The sequence below is a fragment of the Emticicia sp. SJ17W-69 genome (assembly GCF_051209875.1).
Classification (GTDB): domain Bacteria; phylum Bacteroidota; class Bacteroidia; order Cytophagales; family Spirosomataceae; genus Emticicia.
The window spans coordinates 2935574-2949998 of sequence record NZ_JBNTQY010000001.1 but is presented as its reverse complement, the minus strand read 5'-3'; the positions used below and the strand labels follow the sequence as shown (position 1 = coordinate 2949998).

Genomic DNA, 14425 nt, shown 5'->3' with positions numbered 1-14425 from the left:
TTTTTATTTAAAATCCAACATTGAGACCAAAAGCTAAAGTTTTAGTGGTTGGATAAGCGTTTAGCTCAATTCCTGCTTTGGTTGGGTCGCCTGGCAGCTCAGGTGTAAAACCTGTGTATTTTTTAAAAGTGAAATAATTTTGAGCTGTTACATAAACCCTTGCAGAAGCGAGTTTTACTTTTTTTAATAAATCAGGAGAAATATTATAACCTAACGATATATTATTAATACGAATGAAATTTCCAGATTCAATAAAATAGGTAGATGCAGGAAGATTTCCAGCATTGGCACTTGGTTCGTTATTTATCCCACTTCCGCGAGACCAACGGTTATATGCCATCGAAGATTCAACATTGTCTAATAGAGCCTGACGAAATGCTTTTTTTCCATTATAAACTTTATTGCCGATATTTCCGTAAGCATCAACCCCAATATCAAAACTTTGGTAACTAAAGCCAAGATTTAAACCAAAATAAGCTTTTGGTTGATATGACCCAGCAAATACACGGTCTGCATCATCAATTTTTCCATCTCCATTGGTATCTTGGTATTTGAAATCTCCAGCCGAGGCACTTGGCTGAATTACCTGTCCTGATGTGTTTTTGTAAGCAGCTACTTCGTCATCAGTTTGAAAAACACCTAATACTTGCAATACATAGAAACTCCCAACAGGCTGCCCGTTATCTGTTTTTGTTGTATATTGCTGAGCAGCACCAATACCACCATCAATAATGGGTTGTCCACCATTTAATCCAATGACTGAGTTTTTATTGAAAGTAATATTGCCACCAATGCGATAGGATAGTTTTTCATTAATTTTATCTCTCCATGTCAATGCTGATTCAAAACCAGTATTTCTAATTGAAGCTGCGTTAGTTAACACTACTCCATCTTTATCCCCTGTAACAGATGGAACTTTAACATTGATTAATAAATCTTTAGATTTTTTATCATAAAAACCCAATTCTCCTTGAAGTTTGCCATTCATGGCACTAAATTCTAGACCTAAATCGGCTTCTTCGGTTGTTTCCCATTTTAAGTTAGGGTCTTTGATTTGTGTGATGGCTGAGCCTAACGTAGCTGTTCCACCGCCAAAAGCATAAGCTAAATTTGGCTCAACTGTTACGATATAGCCATCCGAATCAATTCTATCATTTCCAACACGGCCCCAACTTGCACGAAGTTTGATTGTTTGGAAAATCGTCTGATTTTTTAAGAAATTTTCATTCGTCAAAACCCAACCTGCACCAAAGGAAGGGAATATTCCCCAGCGATTGGCTGTAGGAAATCTTGAGCTTCCATCGGCACGCATGGTGGCAGTAAATAGGTATTTATCATTAAAATTATAATTCAAACGACTGATATATGAATTTCTTGACCATTTGTCTCCCTCACCTGAATTGGTTGATGTATTGGCATTTCCAGTATTGATATACCAAAGATTTTTTGCAGCAGGAACATCTTTTCTAAAAGCTGAAAACGAACTCATCATATAAGCTTCGGCTGTTGTTCCGACCATCAAATTGAATGAATGTTTCTCAATTTGCTTGCTGTATGTAATAGTATTGTCCCAAACCCAACGGAAAAAATTTTGAGTGGAAGTACTTAAATTACTATTTGGATTTCGTTGATTCCCACCAGCATCAATAAATGTTGTAAGGTCATTATTGAATTGATAATTATACAATCGACTATTTCTGAAATTTAAATCTCCCCCAATACTACTACGAAATGCAATGGACTTGATAGGATTAAACTCAAGATATGCCGAAGATTGTAAGCGATTGGTTACTGCATAATCATCATTATTATTGATGTCCAAAACAGCATTACCTACGTTTTGATAGAGTGAAGTATTACCATATTTTCCATCTTTCACTGCTCCAATGATTGGGGCTGCCCGGTAGGCGTTATTATACGCAGTGCCCAAATTTACATTTTGGTCACGACTATTAGCAAATGAGGAAGAAATTCCAACTTTAAGTTTTTCATGTAAAACAAAATCATTATTCAGACGGGCAGTGAATCGTTTGAAATTATTTTTTATGACAATTCCTTCATCTCCCAAATAACCCAAACTTAAATAATGCTTAGCCTTATCAGAACCACCTGCAATAGATAGATTATGGTTTTGCATGAAAGCATTCCTTAAGATTTGATTATACCAATTAGTAGAAATATCACCTGCTTTAACGACTTGCCCACTGGCAGCACTTACATAGTTGGCATATTCTGAGGCATTTGCCATTTTAACTAAATTTGCTACTGAACGGACACCAATAGTCGTATTATAATTGACAACCATTTTACCCGAAATACCTTTTTTCGTTGTGATGATTACAACACCATTAGCTCCCCTTGCTCCATAAATTGCCGTAGATGAAGCGTCTTTCAAAATATCAACGTTAGTAATATCTGAAGTGTTGATATTGCTAATATCGTCTGTTAAAACACCATCAACAACAAATAATGTTGCTGTACCCGCCAATGCAGTTCCGGTACCACGAATCCGAATATTGGGAGAACTTCCTGGACGTCCACTGCTAATGATTTGCACTCCAGCAACTTTTCCTTGAATTGCTTGCGTTGGTGTCATTACTGGCTGTTTTACCAAATCCTCACCTTTTACACTTGAAGTTGCACCAGTGACATCCACTTTTCGTTGTGAACCGTAGCCCACCACCACTACTTGTTCTAAATCATTGCTTGCTTCTTCAAGATTAATTGTCAGATCGTTCTGATTCTTTATAATAATTTCTTTTGTTGTGTAGCCAATGTAGGATATTTGAAGTACAGCATTCACAGATATTGCAATTGTAAAATTTCCTTCAAAATCACTTACGGTACCAGTATTGGTATTCTTTATTCTAATGGAAGCCCCAGGAATACCTTCTTTGGTTTTATTATCTAAAATTTTTCCTGATATTTTATTTTGAGCAAAGGTCACCTTAGCACTAATCAGTAATAGAAAAAATCCAAGAAGAATTTTAGATGTAGTGAATGAATGTTTTTTTTTCATAGGTGAAATGTTGTTTTATATTTTGGTAGGATTTATAAAATTTAATAATTAGATTTATAGAAATAATCTAAGAAATAGTTGAACTTATTGGTTGCAAAGTACAGCTGTTTGAAAATGAAATCCTAAAAACAGACTACATCAATACTACATCATTTGATTGAATTTTAGGCTTTTTTGATATTTTTACCACATCACTCTAAAAATTGTGCTACCAAAATGTGCCACAGGAAAAATAAAATAGATGTTTTTACTATTTTGCTATTAACGCTACTTTCAACTCAGCCCTTTGCTCAGCGTTTGGTCGATTTATGTCAACCTGATTTGTTTAATTACTCACCTCAAACCTATAGAGCACATAGACAAAATTGGGGAATTGCACAGAGTTCCAAAACACAGTTCCTCTATTTTGCAAATTCAAAAGGCCTAATCGAATACGATGGTACTCAATGGACTACCTATGAATTGCCTGCCAAGCAAATTGTCCGTTCAGTCATTTGTGATAAAAAAGGGAGAGTTTTTACTGGAGCTTTTGGCGAGTTTGGTTATTGGGAAAATAATCAACAAGGCGAGCTCATCTATTATTCACTGAAATCAAAAATCGAAGATAAAATATTTAACCAAGAAGAGATTTGGCACATTATCGAAACCCCTGATGGCGTTTTATTTCAATCATTTGCTTATATTTATTTGTATCAAAATAACAAAGTAAAACAAATTAAGACACCAGGAAATGTGCTTTTTGTGTTTGAAGTTAATGGACATTATTTTTTAGAAGTTTTGGATAAAGGTCTCTTTGAATTAAAAAATGAACAATTTACACTAATACCTAAAAGCGAATTCTTAAAAAATGAAGCAGTTCATACAATTTTGCCAACTAATAAAAAAGATGAATTCTTGATTGGTACAAATCGAGGTTTATATAAATTTGATGGAAAGGATTTTTCTATTTTGAATAACGAAACACAAAAGTTTCTTCAACAAAATCAATTGAATGCTGGGATTCGACTCAAAAATGGAAATTATGTTTTTGGTACTATTTTAAATGGAGTTATTTTGACCAATCCACAAGGCGAAATTTTGAATAATTTCAACCAAAAAAGTGGGTTACAAAATAATACAGTTTTGTCACTTCAAAATGATAAAACTGGAAATGTTTGGATTGGTTTGGATAAAGGCATTTCCATGTTAGCATTAAGTTCTAATTTCAAGTATTTTGATGATATTGAGGGAGAATTAGGAACTGTTTTCGATGCAGCAATTTTCCAAAAACAGCTCTATTTAGCAACAAATCATGGTGTTTTTTATACCTCATTGGATTCCCCAATACGAAAATTTACACTTATTCCCAATACTCAAAATCAAACATGGGATTTAGAAGTGATTGATAATCATTTGTTTTGTGGTCACAATAATGGAACATTTCAGATTGATAATCTTAAAGCGAAACCAATTTCAACTATCACAGGAGGTTTGGTTATCAAACCACTAAAATATTTAGATGGGAAATACTTAATTCAAGGTACTTATACCAAGCTGTGTTTTTATAAAAAAAATACTGATGGCGAATGGGTTTTCTCGCATAAAATTGATGATTTTTCTAACCCTGTCAAACAGATTGAAGAAGTGAAAGCCGGTGAAGTTTTTGTAAATACCTTAAATAATGGTATTTTTCTTTTGAAACTTTCCTCTGATTTAAAAAAAATTGATGCACAAATTAAAGTTAATTTGGATTTTGTGCCGATCAATCTCACAAAAATTCGAGGGAAAATTGTATTAACCACTGATAAAGGAATCATGGAATACAATGAATTGAAGAAAGTGTTTGAAAAGAAAATATATCTCGAAGGGAATGATGATTTTCAGAAAATATTTTCTTTTGATCATAATGAGCAATGGTTTTTGAAAAAAAATGGTTCTTTTGGGAAAATTGTCTCTAAAAATAAATGGTTGGAATTGCCTTTAAAAAAATCTTCTTGGGTCAATGATTACGAAAATTTGCTTCAATTTGATTCTACTTTTTTCTTTTGTAAAGAGAATGGATTTTCTGTTTTAGAAAAAAAAGACATTGCTAAACTTCTTGGATTAAAAGGAAAGAAGCCAATTATTAGAAGCTTAAAAGTTGATGGGTTTTCTTTATTGAACAGGTATTTTACTGGAAACAGTACAAAAGAAAACTTCTATTTTAAACATAATCAAAATACCATTCATTTTACATTTAGTTCGACTGACTATTCTTCGTCGGTAAAGTTTAGTTTTCTACTCGAAAATAATATGTCTCATTGGTCTGATTTTACAGAAAATTATGAAAAAGAGTTTAATAATCTGCCATCAGGAACTTACATTCTTCATTTGAGAACAAATACATCAAATGAAGAAGCGACCCTAAAATTCACCATAAAAGACCCGTGGTATTGGAATATTTGGAGCAAACTATTTTACTTAATTTTGGCTTTAAGTGTCTATTATTATTTTTATCTCAGTCATATAAAAAAAATCAATGATAAAAATTTAAAATTGGTGCTTCAAAAAGAAGAAGAATTGAAAAAGCAAGAAGAAAAAAGTAAGCAAGAAATTATTCGTTTGAGAAATGAGCAATTAGAAAAAGATGTGATAAGAAAATCAGAAGAGTTGGCCAATTCTACGATGCAACTGATCAAAAAGAATGAGCTTTTGCAAAAATTAAAGTATGAAAGCCAACAAATAGAAATACAAACAAAAGCAGGTTCACTTCATCAAATCATTAAATTAATAGATAATAATATCGCATCAGGACAAGATTGGCAAGTTTTTGAGCAAAATTTCAATCGAGTTCATGAAGCGTTTTTTAAAATACTTTTGGAAAGATTTCCTGATTTATCGCCTGGTGACTTAAAACTTTCGGCCTATTTACGCATGAATCTTTCATCAAAAGAAATTGCTCAATTATTGAATATTACCTATCGAAGTGTTGAATTGAAACGATACCGTCTTAGAAAAAAGTTAAATTTAGAACCTGAGGAAAATTTGGTTGAATGGTTGATGAGCGAAATTTAAGGAAAGTATAATCTAACAGGTTTTCATTTTTTTTTGTTAATTGCACATGATTTTAATACTTTATAACCTTAACCTATGAAACCTACACTTTTAGCTCTTCTGGCTATGATTTGCTTTTCATGCAATCAGAAAACAGATACAAATACCTATTACCAGGAACAGCATCGCCCACAATTTCATTTTTCACCAGAAAAAGGTTGGATGAATGACCCTAATGGACTTGTTTACTACGAAGGTGAATATCATTTGTTCTATCAATTTTATCCAGATAGCACTGTTTGGGGCCCTATGCACTGGGGACATGCAGTAAGCAAAGATTTGACTTCTTGGGAACATTTACCGATTGCACTATATCCCGATTCACTGGGTTATATTTTTTCGGGAAGTATCGTAGTTGATGAAAATAATACCACCGGTTTTCAGACTGGAAAAGAAAAACCTTTGGTTGCAATTTTTACTATTCATGATATGGTAAAAGAAAAAGCTGGACGAAAAGATAGAGAATCACAAGGAATTGCTTATAGTTTGGACAAAGGCCGCACATGGACGAAATACGCCAAAAATCCAGTTTTACCCAACAAAGGTGATGCTGATTTCCGTGATCCCAAAGTATTTTGGCATGAACCTACCAAACATTGGGTAATGCCTTTGGCAGTAGGTAAGCAATTAGAAATTTTTACTTCTTCTAATTTAAAAGATTGGGAAAAAACAGGAGCATTTGGTATCCAAGAAAGTGTAAATGATGGAGTTTGGGAATGTCCAGATATGATTTCATTTAAAACGAAAGAAGGTATTGAAAAATGGGTTTTGATTCAAAATATTGGACGAGGGGCTATCAATGGAGGCTCTGGAACGCAATATTTTGTGGGTAATTTTGATGGAAAAACTTTTACAAATGATAATACACCTGAAACAAAACTCTGGTTAGATTATGGTGCGGATAACTACGCTGGAGTAACCTATTTCAACGCCCCCAACAATGAAAAGCTTTTTATTGGCTGGATGTCAAATTGGGACGATTATGCTACTAAAGTCCCTACCTCAACTTGGCGAAGTGCCATGACTGTCCCTAGAAAATTAACGTTGATTCAGACACCTGAAGGCTATCGTTTGGCTCAAATGCCTGTTCATCAACTCGAAAAATTAAGGCTTTCGAAAACAGAAATTTCCAAACAAACCATTACAAAAAGTACATTAATTGATGATAAATCAATATTGAAAGAATTAGATTTATCTTTTGATTTAAGTGCTTCAACAGCTTCAGAATTAGGATTTGTTTTATCAAATTCAAAAAATGAAAAACTGGTTTTTGGCTATGATAAAGCAAGCAAACAAGTCTTTATCGACAGAATCAATGCGGGAAAATCTGATTTTTCTACAAAATTTGCAAAAAAACATTTTGCTCCTTTTACTGACTCTAAAACATTGACTATCAAAGCATTAATTGATAATTCTTCGATAGAGGTTTTTGTTAATGGAGGCAGTATTGCTCTTACAGACTTGTTTTTTCCAAATGAAGATTATACTCGCTTGGAAGTTTATAGTAATGGTGGAAATGCTGAACTAATTTCAGGAGCAGTTTATCCACTCAAATCTATTTGGAAAAAATAATTAATTGAATAATTAAGAAGTTTTTTTGTGAAGGTAAATTATTAGTAAGAATTCAATTTCAAAATGATGTCAAATAAAAAAATAGTTTGTTTCGGAGAAGTTCTTTGGGACTTGCTTCCAAGTGGAAAAATAGCAGGCGGAGCTCCAATGAATGTGGCAGTTCATGCTAATCAATTAGGCTTAAATGCCAGTATAATTAGTGCCGTAGGAAATGATGAATTAGGAGAAGGTATTAAGGATTTTCTCTCAAGTAGAAATTTAGCAATTGATAATATTCAAACATCTAATGATTATCAAACTGGGATTGTTGAGGTTACTTTAGATGAAAAAGGAAGTCCCTCCTACACAATTATTCAACCTGTTGCTTGGGATTTTATTGAGTTAACTGATATTGCTCAAAAAGCTGTACAAGAGGCTGATGCTTTTGTTTTTGGTAGTTTAGCACTTAGAAATGAGGTCTCTAAAAACACGCTTTTTCAACTTCAATCATTAGCAAAACTTCGTATCTTGGATATTAATTTAAGAAAACCTTTCTATTCGCTCGAATTGGCAAAAGAACTTTTTACAATTGCTGATATTGTAAAAGTCAATGATGAAGAATTGGAAATGATTTGCACTTGGTATGGACAATCTGGTGATGAACTAAGTAATGCAACATATCTTAAAAACTTATATAATCTCAAAGGTATCATAGTTACAAGAGGTGGAAATGGAGCTTTTTTTATGGATGAAAATAACGAATTTTCTGAACACAAAGGCTTTAAAGTAGTTGTGAATGATACGATTGGTAGTGGAGATTCATTTTTAGCATCATTTATTACAAAGCGGTTGAATGGTGCTTCGCCGAGTCAAGCTTTGGCGTTTGCTTGTGCAGTTGGGGCTTTTGTGGCTACCCAAAAAGGTGCAACACCGATTATTCGAGAAGAAGATATTTTAAGTTTAATGAATTAATAAGTAGAACGATTTTCCAAATTGTTCTGCAAATCATTTAGTATAAAGATACGCCCACCAAATTAGAATGATTTGTAAAGGCAACCTTAACCAGAGTAGAATTTGTGGTATTTTTTTGAATATACCTGATGTCGCCATATAGATATTTGCTGGAAAAACAGCTATCAATAGCAGTATGATTCCCCATGCTGCATAGTTTTTTGTAACTTCAAATAGTAGTCCAATACCTAAAAGAATTTCAGCAATTCCACTCAAAGCTACCATAGCTTCATGGTATGGAATGTATGGTGGCATGGCTTTTACAAAAAAATGTTTTTTTGTAAAATGGGAAATGCCAGCATAAATAAAAAATGCTGACATGATATAAAGTGCAATTGTTGTCATAAGTCTTGTAATTGAAATTATTCATCGCATTTTAGGCCAAAATTTATTTTAATTGCCTTATTTTTACGAATATTCTTCATCGTTATAAATATAACTAATCAATGTCTAAAAAGTTCTTTCAGCAATTTATAATTGTTGTTTTTGGAGTAAATATTGTTTTTGCCCAAAAAAATAAACAAGAGTTATATTTCCCTCCTGCTAATAATTGGCTCACTAAATCTCCAACTGAGATGGGGCTAAATCCTACAAAGATTCAAGAAACTATCAATTTTGCAAAAGAAAATGAAGTGAAAAATCCGAGAAATATGGAGATTTCGCATTATCAATCTTTTGGGAAAGAACCATTTGGTGTGGCAATTGGACCTTTTGCTGATAGAGGAGAACCAACTGGCTTGATAATCTATAAAGGTTTTATTGTTGCGTCATGGGGTGAGCCTTCTCGTTGCGATATTACCCATAGTGTCACCAAAAGTTTTTTGTCAAGTGTGGTAGGTTTAGCAGTTGATAGAGGCCTTATCAAAAGTGTGCAAGATACTGTGGCAGCATATATCCCCCCGATTGAAATATACGGCCAAGCTGTAAATCGTTCGGCAGATGATTTTGGAAAATCAGAAATGCTCAGACTTTTTGACACACCTCATAATAAAACCATCACTTGGGATGCCATGCTTCGCCAAACAAGTGATTGGGAAGGTACGCTTTGGGGAAAACCTGATTGGGCAGATCGCCCAGATAAAGATGCCTCACAATGGCTAAATCGTGCAAGAAATAAGCAAGGAAGTGTGTATGAATACAATGATGTAAGGGTCAATGCTCTCTCTTTAGCAGCTTTGAGTGTTTGGCGAAAACCTTTGCCGCAAGTTTTGAAAGAAAATATCATGGATAAAATCGGTGCATCGAATACTTGGCGATGGACAGGCTACCGAAATTCTTGGGTTGTTTTAGACGGACAAGCAGTACAGTCAGTCAGTGGTGGAGGACATTGGGGAGGAGGAATGTTTATCAATGCTTATGATATGGGCCGTTTTGGACTCTTGTCACTTAATAAAGGACGTTGGAAAGACCAGCAAATTTTATCTGAAAATTGGGTCAATCAAGCATTGACACCAACGCCTGCTCAACCAACTTATGGTTATATGAATTGGTTTTTGAATACCAATCAAAAATTACTGCCAAGTGCTTCGGCCAATGTTTTTTATCATTTAGGTAATGGTACTAATATGATTTATATTGACCCTGACCATGAACTTGTGATGGTTGTAAGATGGTTGGCAACTGATGCAATGGATGGTGTAGTTAAGCGAGTTTTAGAGGCTTTTAAAAAGTAAATATTTATCTATTCAATTATAAATCTAATGAAAAAAATCAACTTAATTGTTTTTCTGTTTTTTACAACAAATACTGTGTTTGCACAAGTTAAAAAAGAATTGTATGAACTTCGTACTTATGAACTACGCTTTGGTTCACCTCGTTCAAACCTTGAAAATTACTTCAAAAATGCCTTAATTCCTGCATTTAATAAATATGGAGTCAAAAATATAGGAGCTTTTGGAGAAATGGGAAATTCTGACCCTGCCAAAATATATTTATTAATTCCATATTCTTCAATAGCAGATTTTGGTGTAATCAATGAAAAAATTAAGACCGATGAAGAATTCATCAAGGCGAGTCAAGAATATAATAATTTACCACCAGATAAAGCACCTTATTTTAGATATACTTCTTCATTAATGAATGCTTTTGATGGCTTACCCCAACTTGTCAAACCAACTGCTGAGCAGAAATTGCTGGAGTTGAGAATCTACGAAAGCTATTCAGAAGATGCAGCACGCAGAAAAAGAAAGATGTTTAATGATGAAGAAATTGGCATTTTCAAAACCACCAAATTGAATTCAGTTTTCTTTGGAGAAGTGATTGCAGGCGAACACATGCCTTGCTTGACGTATATGTTGGCATTCAAAAACATGGAAGAAAGAGATGCCAACTGGAAAGATTTTAGTGCCAATGCCGACTGGAAACGCATATCTGCTGCTCCCGAATATGCCAATGCTGTTTCTCGTATCATTCGTGTTTTCTTGTTACCATTATCTTATTCTCAACTATAAATTGTATGAAAAACTATATTTTATTGGTGATTTTTGCAAGTATTTCCTTGTTTGCACAAGCTCAAAATGAAACGTATGCTGAAAAATTAGGCTATCCCAAAGGAGCGAAAGTAATCATTATGCACGTGGATGATGTGGGTATGTCTTACGATTCAAATATTGGAGCAATCAAAGCAGTGGAGGAGGGAGTAGCCACTTCTATGAGTGTTATGATGCCTTGTTCGTGGGTACCAGGATTTGTACATTATCTCAAAAATCATCCAAATATTGATGCAGGCTTACACCTAACTTTAACTTCTGAATGGAAAGATTATCGTTGGGGACCTTTGTCTGGAAAGCCAACTGTGCCGAATTTAGTTGATACTGAAGGTGCCATGTGGAGAAGTGTGGAAGAAACTGCCAAGCATGCAACTGCGGATGAAATTGAAAAAGAAATTAGAAGTCAGTTGGAGCGTGCCAGAGCAATGGGTTTTGAACCTACGCACATGGACTCGCACATGGGAACGCTTTTTGCTCGTCAAGATTATTTAGAGCGATATTTCAAAGTTGGAATCGAACAAAAAATACCTGTCATGTTTCCTGGTGGACATGATACCATGATTATGAAAGATGGTGCGGCAGGTTTGACTCTTGAACAAGCTCAGAAAATTGGAAAGATGCTATGGGCAGCAGGTTTGCCTGTGTTGGATGATTTGCATAATATTAGTTATGGCTGGACAATGGATAAAGTAAAAAATCCTGACGAAAAAACATTACAGCAATACAAAACTCAGAAATACATTGAATCATTCAAAGATTTGCAGGCAGGTGTGACAATGGTAATTATGCACTGTACATCTCCAACAGAAGTTTTTGAACATATTTCTGACTCAGGCAATACTCGTAGAGGTGATATGCTTGCCATGATAGATCCAGTTTTGAAAAAATATATTCAAGATAATGGAATTATCTTAACTACTTGGCGAGAATTGAAGCAACGACGTGATAAAGTAAAGTAATATTAAAAGAGCCATTTCCAATATTGAAAATGGCCCTTTTATTGTTGAAGTATCTTTAAAATATCAATCTGGCAATTGTTTCACCATGATGTCTTTGTAATAGACTTTACTTTTAGGGTCATGGGCTTGTAAAGCAAATGTACCACTGCTGAGTTTTCTGTCCTTACGGTCAACTTGGTCAGGCTCAATATAATCCACAACTATTTTGTCATTGATTTTTGTAATAATATGTTTTCCTTGAACAATGACTTGTTCGGTGTACCAAACATTGTCTTGAACATATACTTCTTTTACATCTTGAATATCATACAAACTGCCAGTACGTTTCCAATCTGTATGTGAATTATTTACTTGCACTTCATAACCTTTTGATGGCCAGCCACCTTCTTGGTAAAGCGTATGAATATAAATACCAGAGTTTGAGCCTTGTGTTGTCATCACTTTGGCCTTGAATTCAAAGTTCTTAAAATTATGTTCACCTACTTTTCCATCATAAAATAAATGCCCTCTTGGGCCGTTGACAACGATTGCACCGTCTTCGACTTTGAAAGAACTGGCATTTTCGCCAACTTTCCAGCCATCTAGAGTTTTACCATCAAAAAGAGATACCCATTTAGGTTTTTTATGGTTTTGAATAAATCCAAAACTGACTGATAATAAGATTATTAAAGCAATAAAAGAGCTTGTTTTTTTCATGATTGAGAAATTTGTAAGGTTGAATAATAATGTAGCAAATTAATCAAAATAGATAAGACTTTTTTCAAAAGACTAAAAAACTACTTTAAACCTTAGGGTGAAAATAATAAAAAGGTGTTACATCCTCCCCAAAACATCATTCAAATCAAAACCTCGTCTATTTTTGTACTTTTGCTCTTGTCGATACGAATCAATTAAATATTTTACTTGGGTATAATCTCTATAAAAAGGCAATTGCTTTTCTGATTCTTTGATGGCTTTTTTTATCGCTGCTACTTCTTTCTTAAACTTAGTTTCTAAAGTTTGATAGCTATCTGAGCCAAAACGTTCATAAAGAGAAGGGCCAAAAAATGAAGTTTGACCAAAAGATTGCAGTTCAGCAATTTCATTTTCTAATTCAACAATTTGTTGTTTCAGTAATTTGACATAATATTTCAGATTATCATTTTTGGAATGTTCAAAATCAGTTCCCATCAAATCAAGTCGCAAACGGAGCAAATCAAAAAGGTCATCTTTTTCATAGGCTTCCGTAATTCGGTGCATTAAAAGCGTTTTTTTCTCTTTTTCCAATTCATCTTTTTCTCTATCAGGATGAAATTGTTTGACCAATTCCATATAAATCTGCCGACTGGTTCGATTTAAATTTTTCTCATCTTGTCGCTTTTTTTCCTCTCTTTCCTGTTGTTTTGCTGATTTGGTTTTATTGGCTTTTCTTGTTTCGTAGTCAGCATTGTCAGCGTCAATTTGTTGGTCAAAATATGCCTGAAACTTTTCTGGGTCGCTCAAATCAATATCCTCATCGAATTCCATTCCAAACATCGAAGAAAATGAATCTTTTATGGTTTCAGAAGTATCATTATTTACTTGATTTACCAGTTCTTCGTAACTCACCCCGTCATTATGTCGAGAAAAAATAGCTGATAATTCTTCTGAAGGAAAACGCCCAATATAGCTATTGGCTCGCTCAAAAATCATGGCAGATAAAGTTTCATTATCTCGTTTTTTGAAGTAATTTTCTTGATAAAGTGAATCTAAATGAATGATTTCTTTGATTTGTATAGCTATCAGTTTTTGTTCAAGTGGAAGTATATCAGTCGAAATTTTGATTTGTATTTGTTCAACTTCTTGTTTGATGAAAACAGCCAAATTTTTAAGATTATTAATCTTTTGAATACTTGAATTAAATTGTTTTTGAAGTTTGCTTAAAACTGCTGAATTTTCAGACTTTATTTGTATGAGTTCTGACATGCGAAGGAAAATATAATCTTTACTAAATTTAGAAGATTGAAAGTATTAATTTTACAGACTTTTTCTGATTTTGGACGAAATAAAAAATAAATCTACGGTTTTGTCGTTTGAGTTTTAATGAAAAAACTTGCTTTTATACTCTTTTTGTTGGTATTTCTTCAAAGTTGCTATGTCTATCGCCCATGCCCGATAAAGTCGTGCCGAGTCGAAATGGAACATAAGCACGGTAGTAGAACATTCAATCCAAGAAAAATTTGGAAAGGAAAAATACATTATATTGGCGAAAAGGCCATGAAAGATCGAAAAAAACAGCAAAAACTACAAAAAGAACGTCGCAGAATGGAACGACAAAGGAATTAGCCAGTCCAAAGTTTTTGGTC

The 14425-nt window shown here is 33.8% G+C and carries 11 protein-coding genes; 7 read left to right on the top strand and 4 right to left on the bottom strand.

Annotated features, from left to right (window positions below; translation table 11 throughout):
- Positions 1-7: 7 nt before the first annotated feature.
- On the bottom strand, positions 8-3019 hold the full coding sequence (locus ACQUQZ_RS12010) for a SusC/RagA family TonB-linked outer membrane protein (RefSeq protein ID WP_435355176.1): 3012 nt from the start codon (positions 3017-3019) through the stop codon (positions 8-10).
- 216 nt (positions 3020-3235) lie between these two features.
- On the opposite strand from ACQUQZ_RS12010, the gene ACQUQZ_RS12005 reads away from it, so the two are divergent.
- From ACQUQZ_RS12005 to ACQUQZ_RS11995, 3 genes are all read left to right on the top strand, one after another.
- A complete protein-coding gene (locus tag ACQUQZ_RS12005; protein WP_435355175.1) occupies positions 3236-6052 on the top strand; it encodes a two-component regulator propeller domain-containing protein in 2817 nt (938 codons plus the stop codon).
- A gap of 75 nt (positions 6053-6127) precedes the next feature.
- On the top strand, positions 6128-7663 hold the full coding sequence (locus ACQUQZ_RS12000; RefSeq protein WP_435355174.1) for a glycoside hydrolase family 32 protein: 1536 nt from the start codon (positions 6128-6130) through the stop codon (positions 7661-7663).
- A 66-nt stretch (positions 7664-7729) separates the two neighbouring features.
- Complete coding sequence (locus ACQUQZ_RS11995; RefSeq protein WP_435355173.1) at positions 7730-8614, top strand: carbohydrate kinase family protein; 885 nt, start codon at positions 7730-7732, stop codon at positions 8612-8614.
- Positions 8615-8647: 33 nt separating this feature from the next.
- Here ACQUQZ_RS11995 and ACQUQZ_RS11990 read toward each other — a convergent pair whose 3' ends face one another.
- Positions 8648-8998 carry a DoxX family protein gene (locus tag ACQUQZ_RS11990; protein WP_435355172.1) on the bottom strand — a complete coding sequence of 117 codons (351 nt, stop codon included), beginning with the start codon at positions 8996-8998 and terminating at the stop codon, positions 8648-8650.
- A 101-nt stretch (positions 8999-9099) separates the two neighbouring features.
- Here ACQUQZ_RS11990 and ACQUQZ_RS11985 point away from each other — a divergent pair, with 101 nt between their 5' ends.
- Genes ACQUQZ_RS11985 through ACQUQZ_RS11975 form a run of 3 tightly spaced genes read left to right on the top strand, consistent with a single transcriptional unit; the run spans position 9100 to position 12101 of the window.
- The gene (locus ACQUQZ_RS11985; RefSeq protein ID WP_435355171.1) at positions 9100-10326 is read left to right on the top strand and encodes a serine hydrolase domain-containing protein; all 1227 of its coding nucleotides are present in this window, start codon (positions 9100-9102) and stop codon (positions 10324-10326) included.
- 27 nt (positions 10327-10353) lie between these two features.
- Positions 10354-11103: an NIPSNAP family protein gene (locus tag ACQUQZ_RS11980; protein WP_435355170.1), complete on the top strand. Its 750-nt coding sequence runs from the start codon at positions 10354-10356 to the stop codon at positions 11101-11103.
- A gap of 5 nt (positions 11104-11108) precedes the next feature.
- A complete protein-coding gene (locus ACQUQZ_RS11975) occupies positions 11109-12101 on the top strand; it encodes a polysaccharide deacetylase family protein (protein ID WP_435355169.1) in 993 nt (330 codons plus the stop codon).
- A 63-nt stretch (positions 12102-12164) separates the two neighbouring features.
- On the opposite strand, the gene ACQUQZ_RS11970 is transcribed toward ACQUQZ_RS11975, so the two are convergent.
- Positions 12165-12797 carry a 3-keto-disaccharide hydrolase gene (locus ACQUQZ_RS11970; protein ID WP_435355168.1) on the bottom strand — a complete coding sequence of 211 codons (633 nt, stop codon included), beginning with the start codon at positions 12795-12797 and terminating at the stop codon, positions 12165-12167.
- 117 nt (positions 12798-12914) lie between these two features.
- A complete protein-coding gene (locus ACQUQZ_RS11965; protein WP_435355167.1) occupies positions 12915-14045 on the bottom strand; it encodes a hypothetical protein in 1131 nt (376 codons plus the stop codon).
- Between the two features lie 117 nt (positions 14046-14162).
- Here ACQUQZ_RS11965 and ACQUQZ_RS11960 point away from each other — a divergent pair, with 117 nt between their 5' ends.
- Complete coding sequence (locus tag ACQUQZ_RS11960) at positions 14163-14405, top strand: hypothetical protein (protein ID WP_435355166.1); 243 nt, start codon at positions 14163-14165, stop codon at positions 14403-14405.
- Positions 14406-14425: the final 20 nt, after the last annotated feature.

Excerpts from the sequence above, each read along its gene's own strand:
- ACQUQZ_RS12010 (WP_435355176.1), bottom strand. The coding sequence starts at position 3,019 with ATGAAAAAAAAACATTCATTCACTACATCTAAAATTCTTCTTGGATTT.
- ACQUQZ_RS12005 (WP_435355175.1), top strand. The coding sequence starts at position 3,236 with ATGTGCCACAGGAAAAATAAAATAGATGTTTTTACTATTTTGCTATTA.
- ACQUQZ_RS12000 (WP_435355174.1), top strand. The coding sequence starts at position 6,128 with ATGAAACCTACACTTTTAGCTCTTCTGGCTATGATTTGCTTTTCATGC.
- ACQUQZ_RS11995 (WP_435355173.1), top strand. The coding sequence starts at position 7,730 with ATGTCAAATAAAAAAATAGTTTGTTTCGGAGAAGTTCTTTGGGACTTG.
- ACQUQZ_RS11990 (WP_435355172.1), bottom strand. The coding sequence starts at position 8,998 with ATGACAACAATTGCACTTTATATCATGTCAGCATTTTTTATTTATGCT.
- ACQUQZ_RS11985 (WP_435355171.1), top strand. The coding sequence starts at position 9,100 with ATGTCTAAAAAGTTCTTTCAGCAATTTATAATTGTTGTTTTTGGAGTA.
- ACQUQZ_RS11980 (WP_435355170.1), top strand. The coding sequence starts at position 10,354 with ATGAAAAAAATCAACTTAATTGTTTTTCTGTTTTTTACAACAAATACT.
- ACQUQZ_RS11975 (WP_435355169.1), top strand. The coding sequence starts at position 11,109 with ATGAAAAACTATATTTTATTGGTGATTTTTGCAAGTATTTCCTTGTTT.
- ACQUQZ_RS11970 (WP_435355168.1), bottom strand. The coding sequence starts at position 12,797 with ATGAAAAAAACAAGCTCTTTTATTGCTTTAATAATCTTATTATCAGTC.
- ACQUQZ_RS11965 (WP_435355167.1), bottom strand. The coding sequence starts at position 14,045 with ATGTCAGAACTCATACAAATAAAGTCTGAAAATTCAGCAGTTTTAAGC.
- ACQUQZ_RS11960 (WP_435355166.1), top strand. The coding sequence starts at position 14,163 with ATGAAAAAACTTGCTTTTATACTCTTTTTGTTGGTATTTCTTCAAAGT.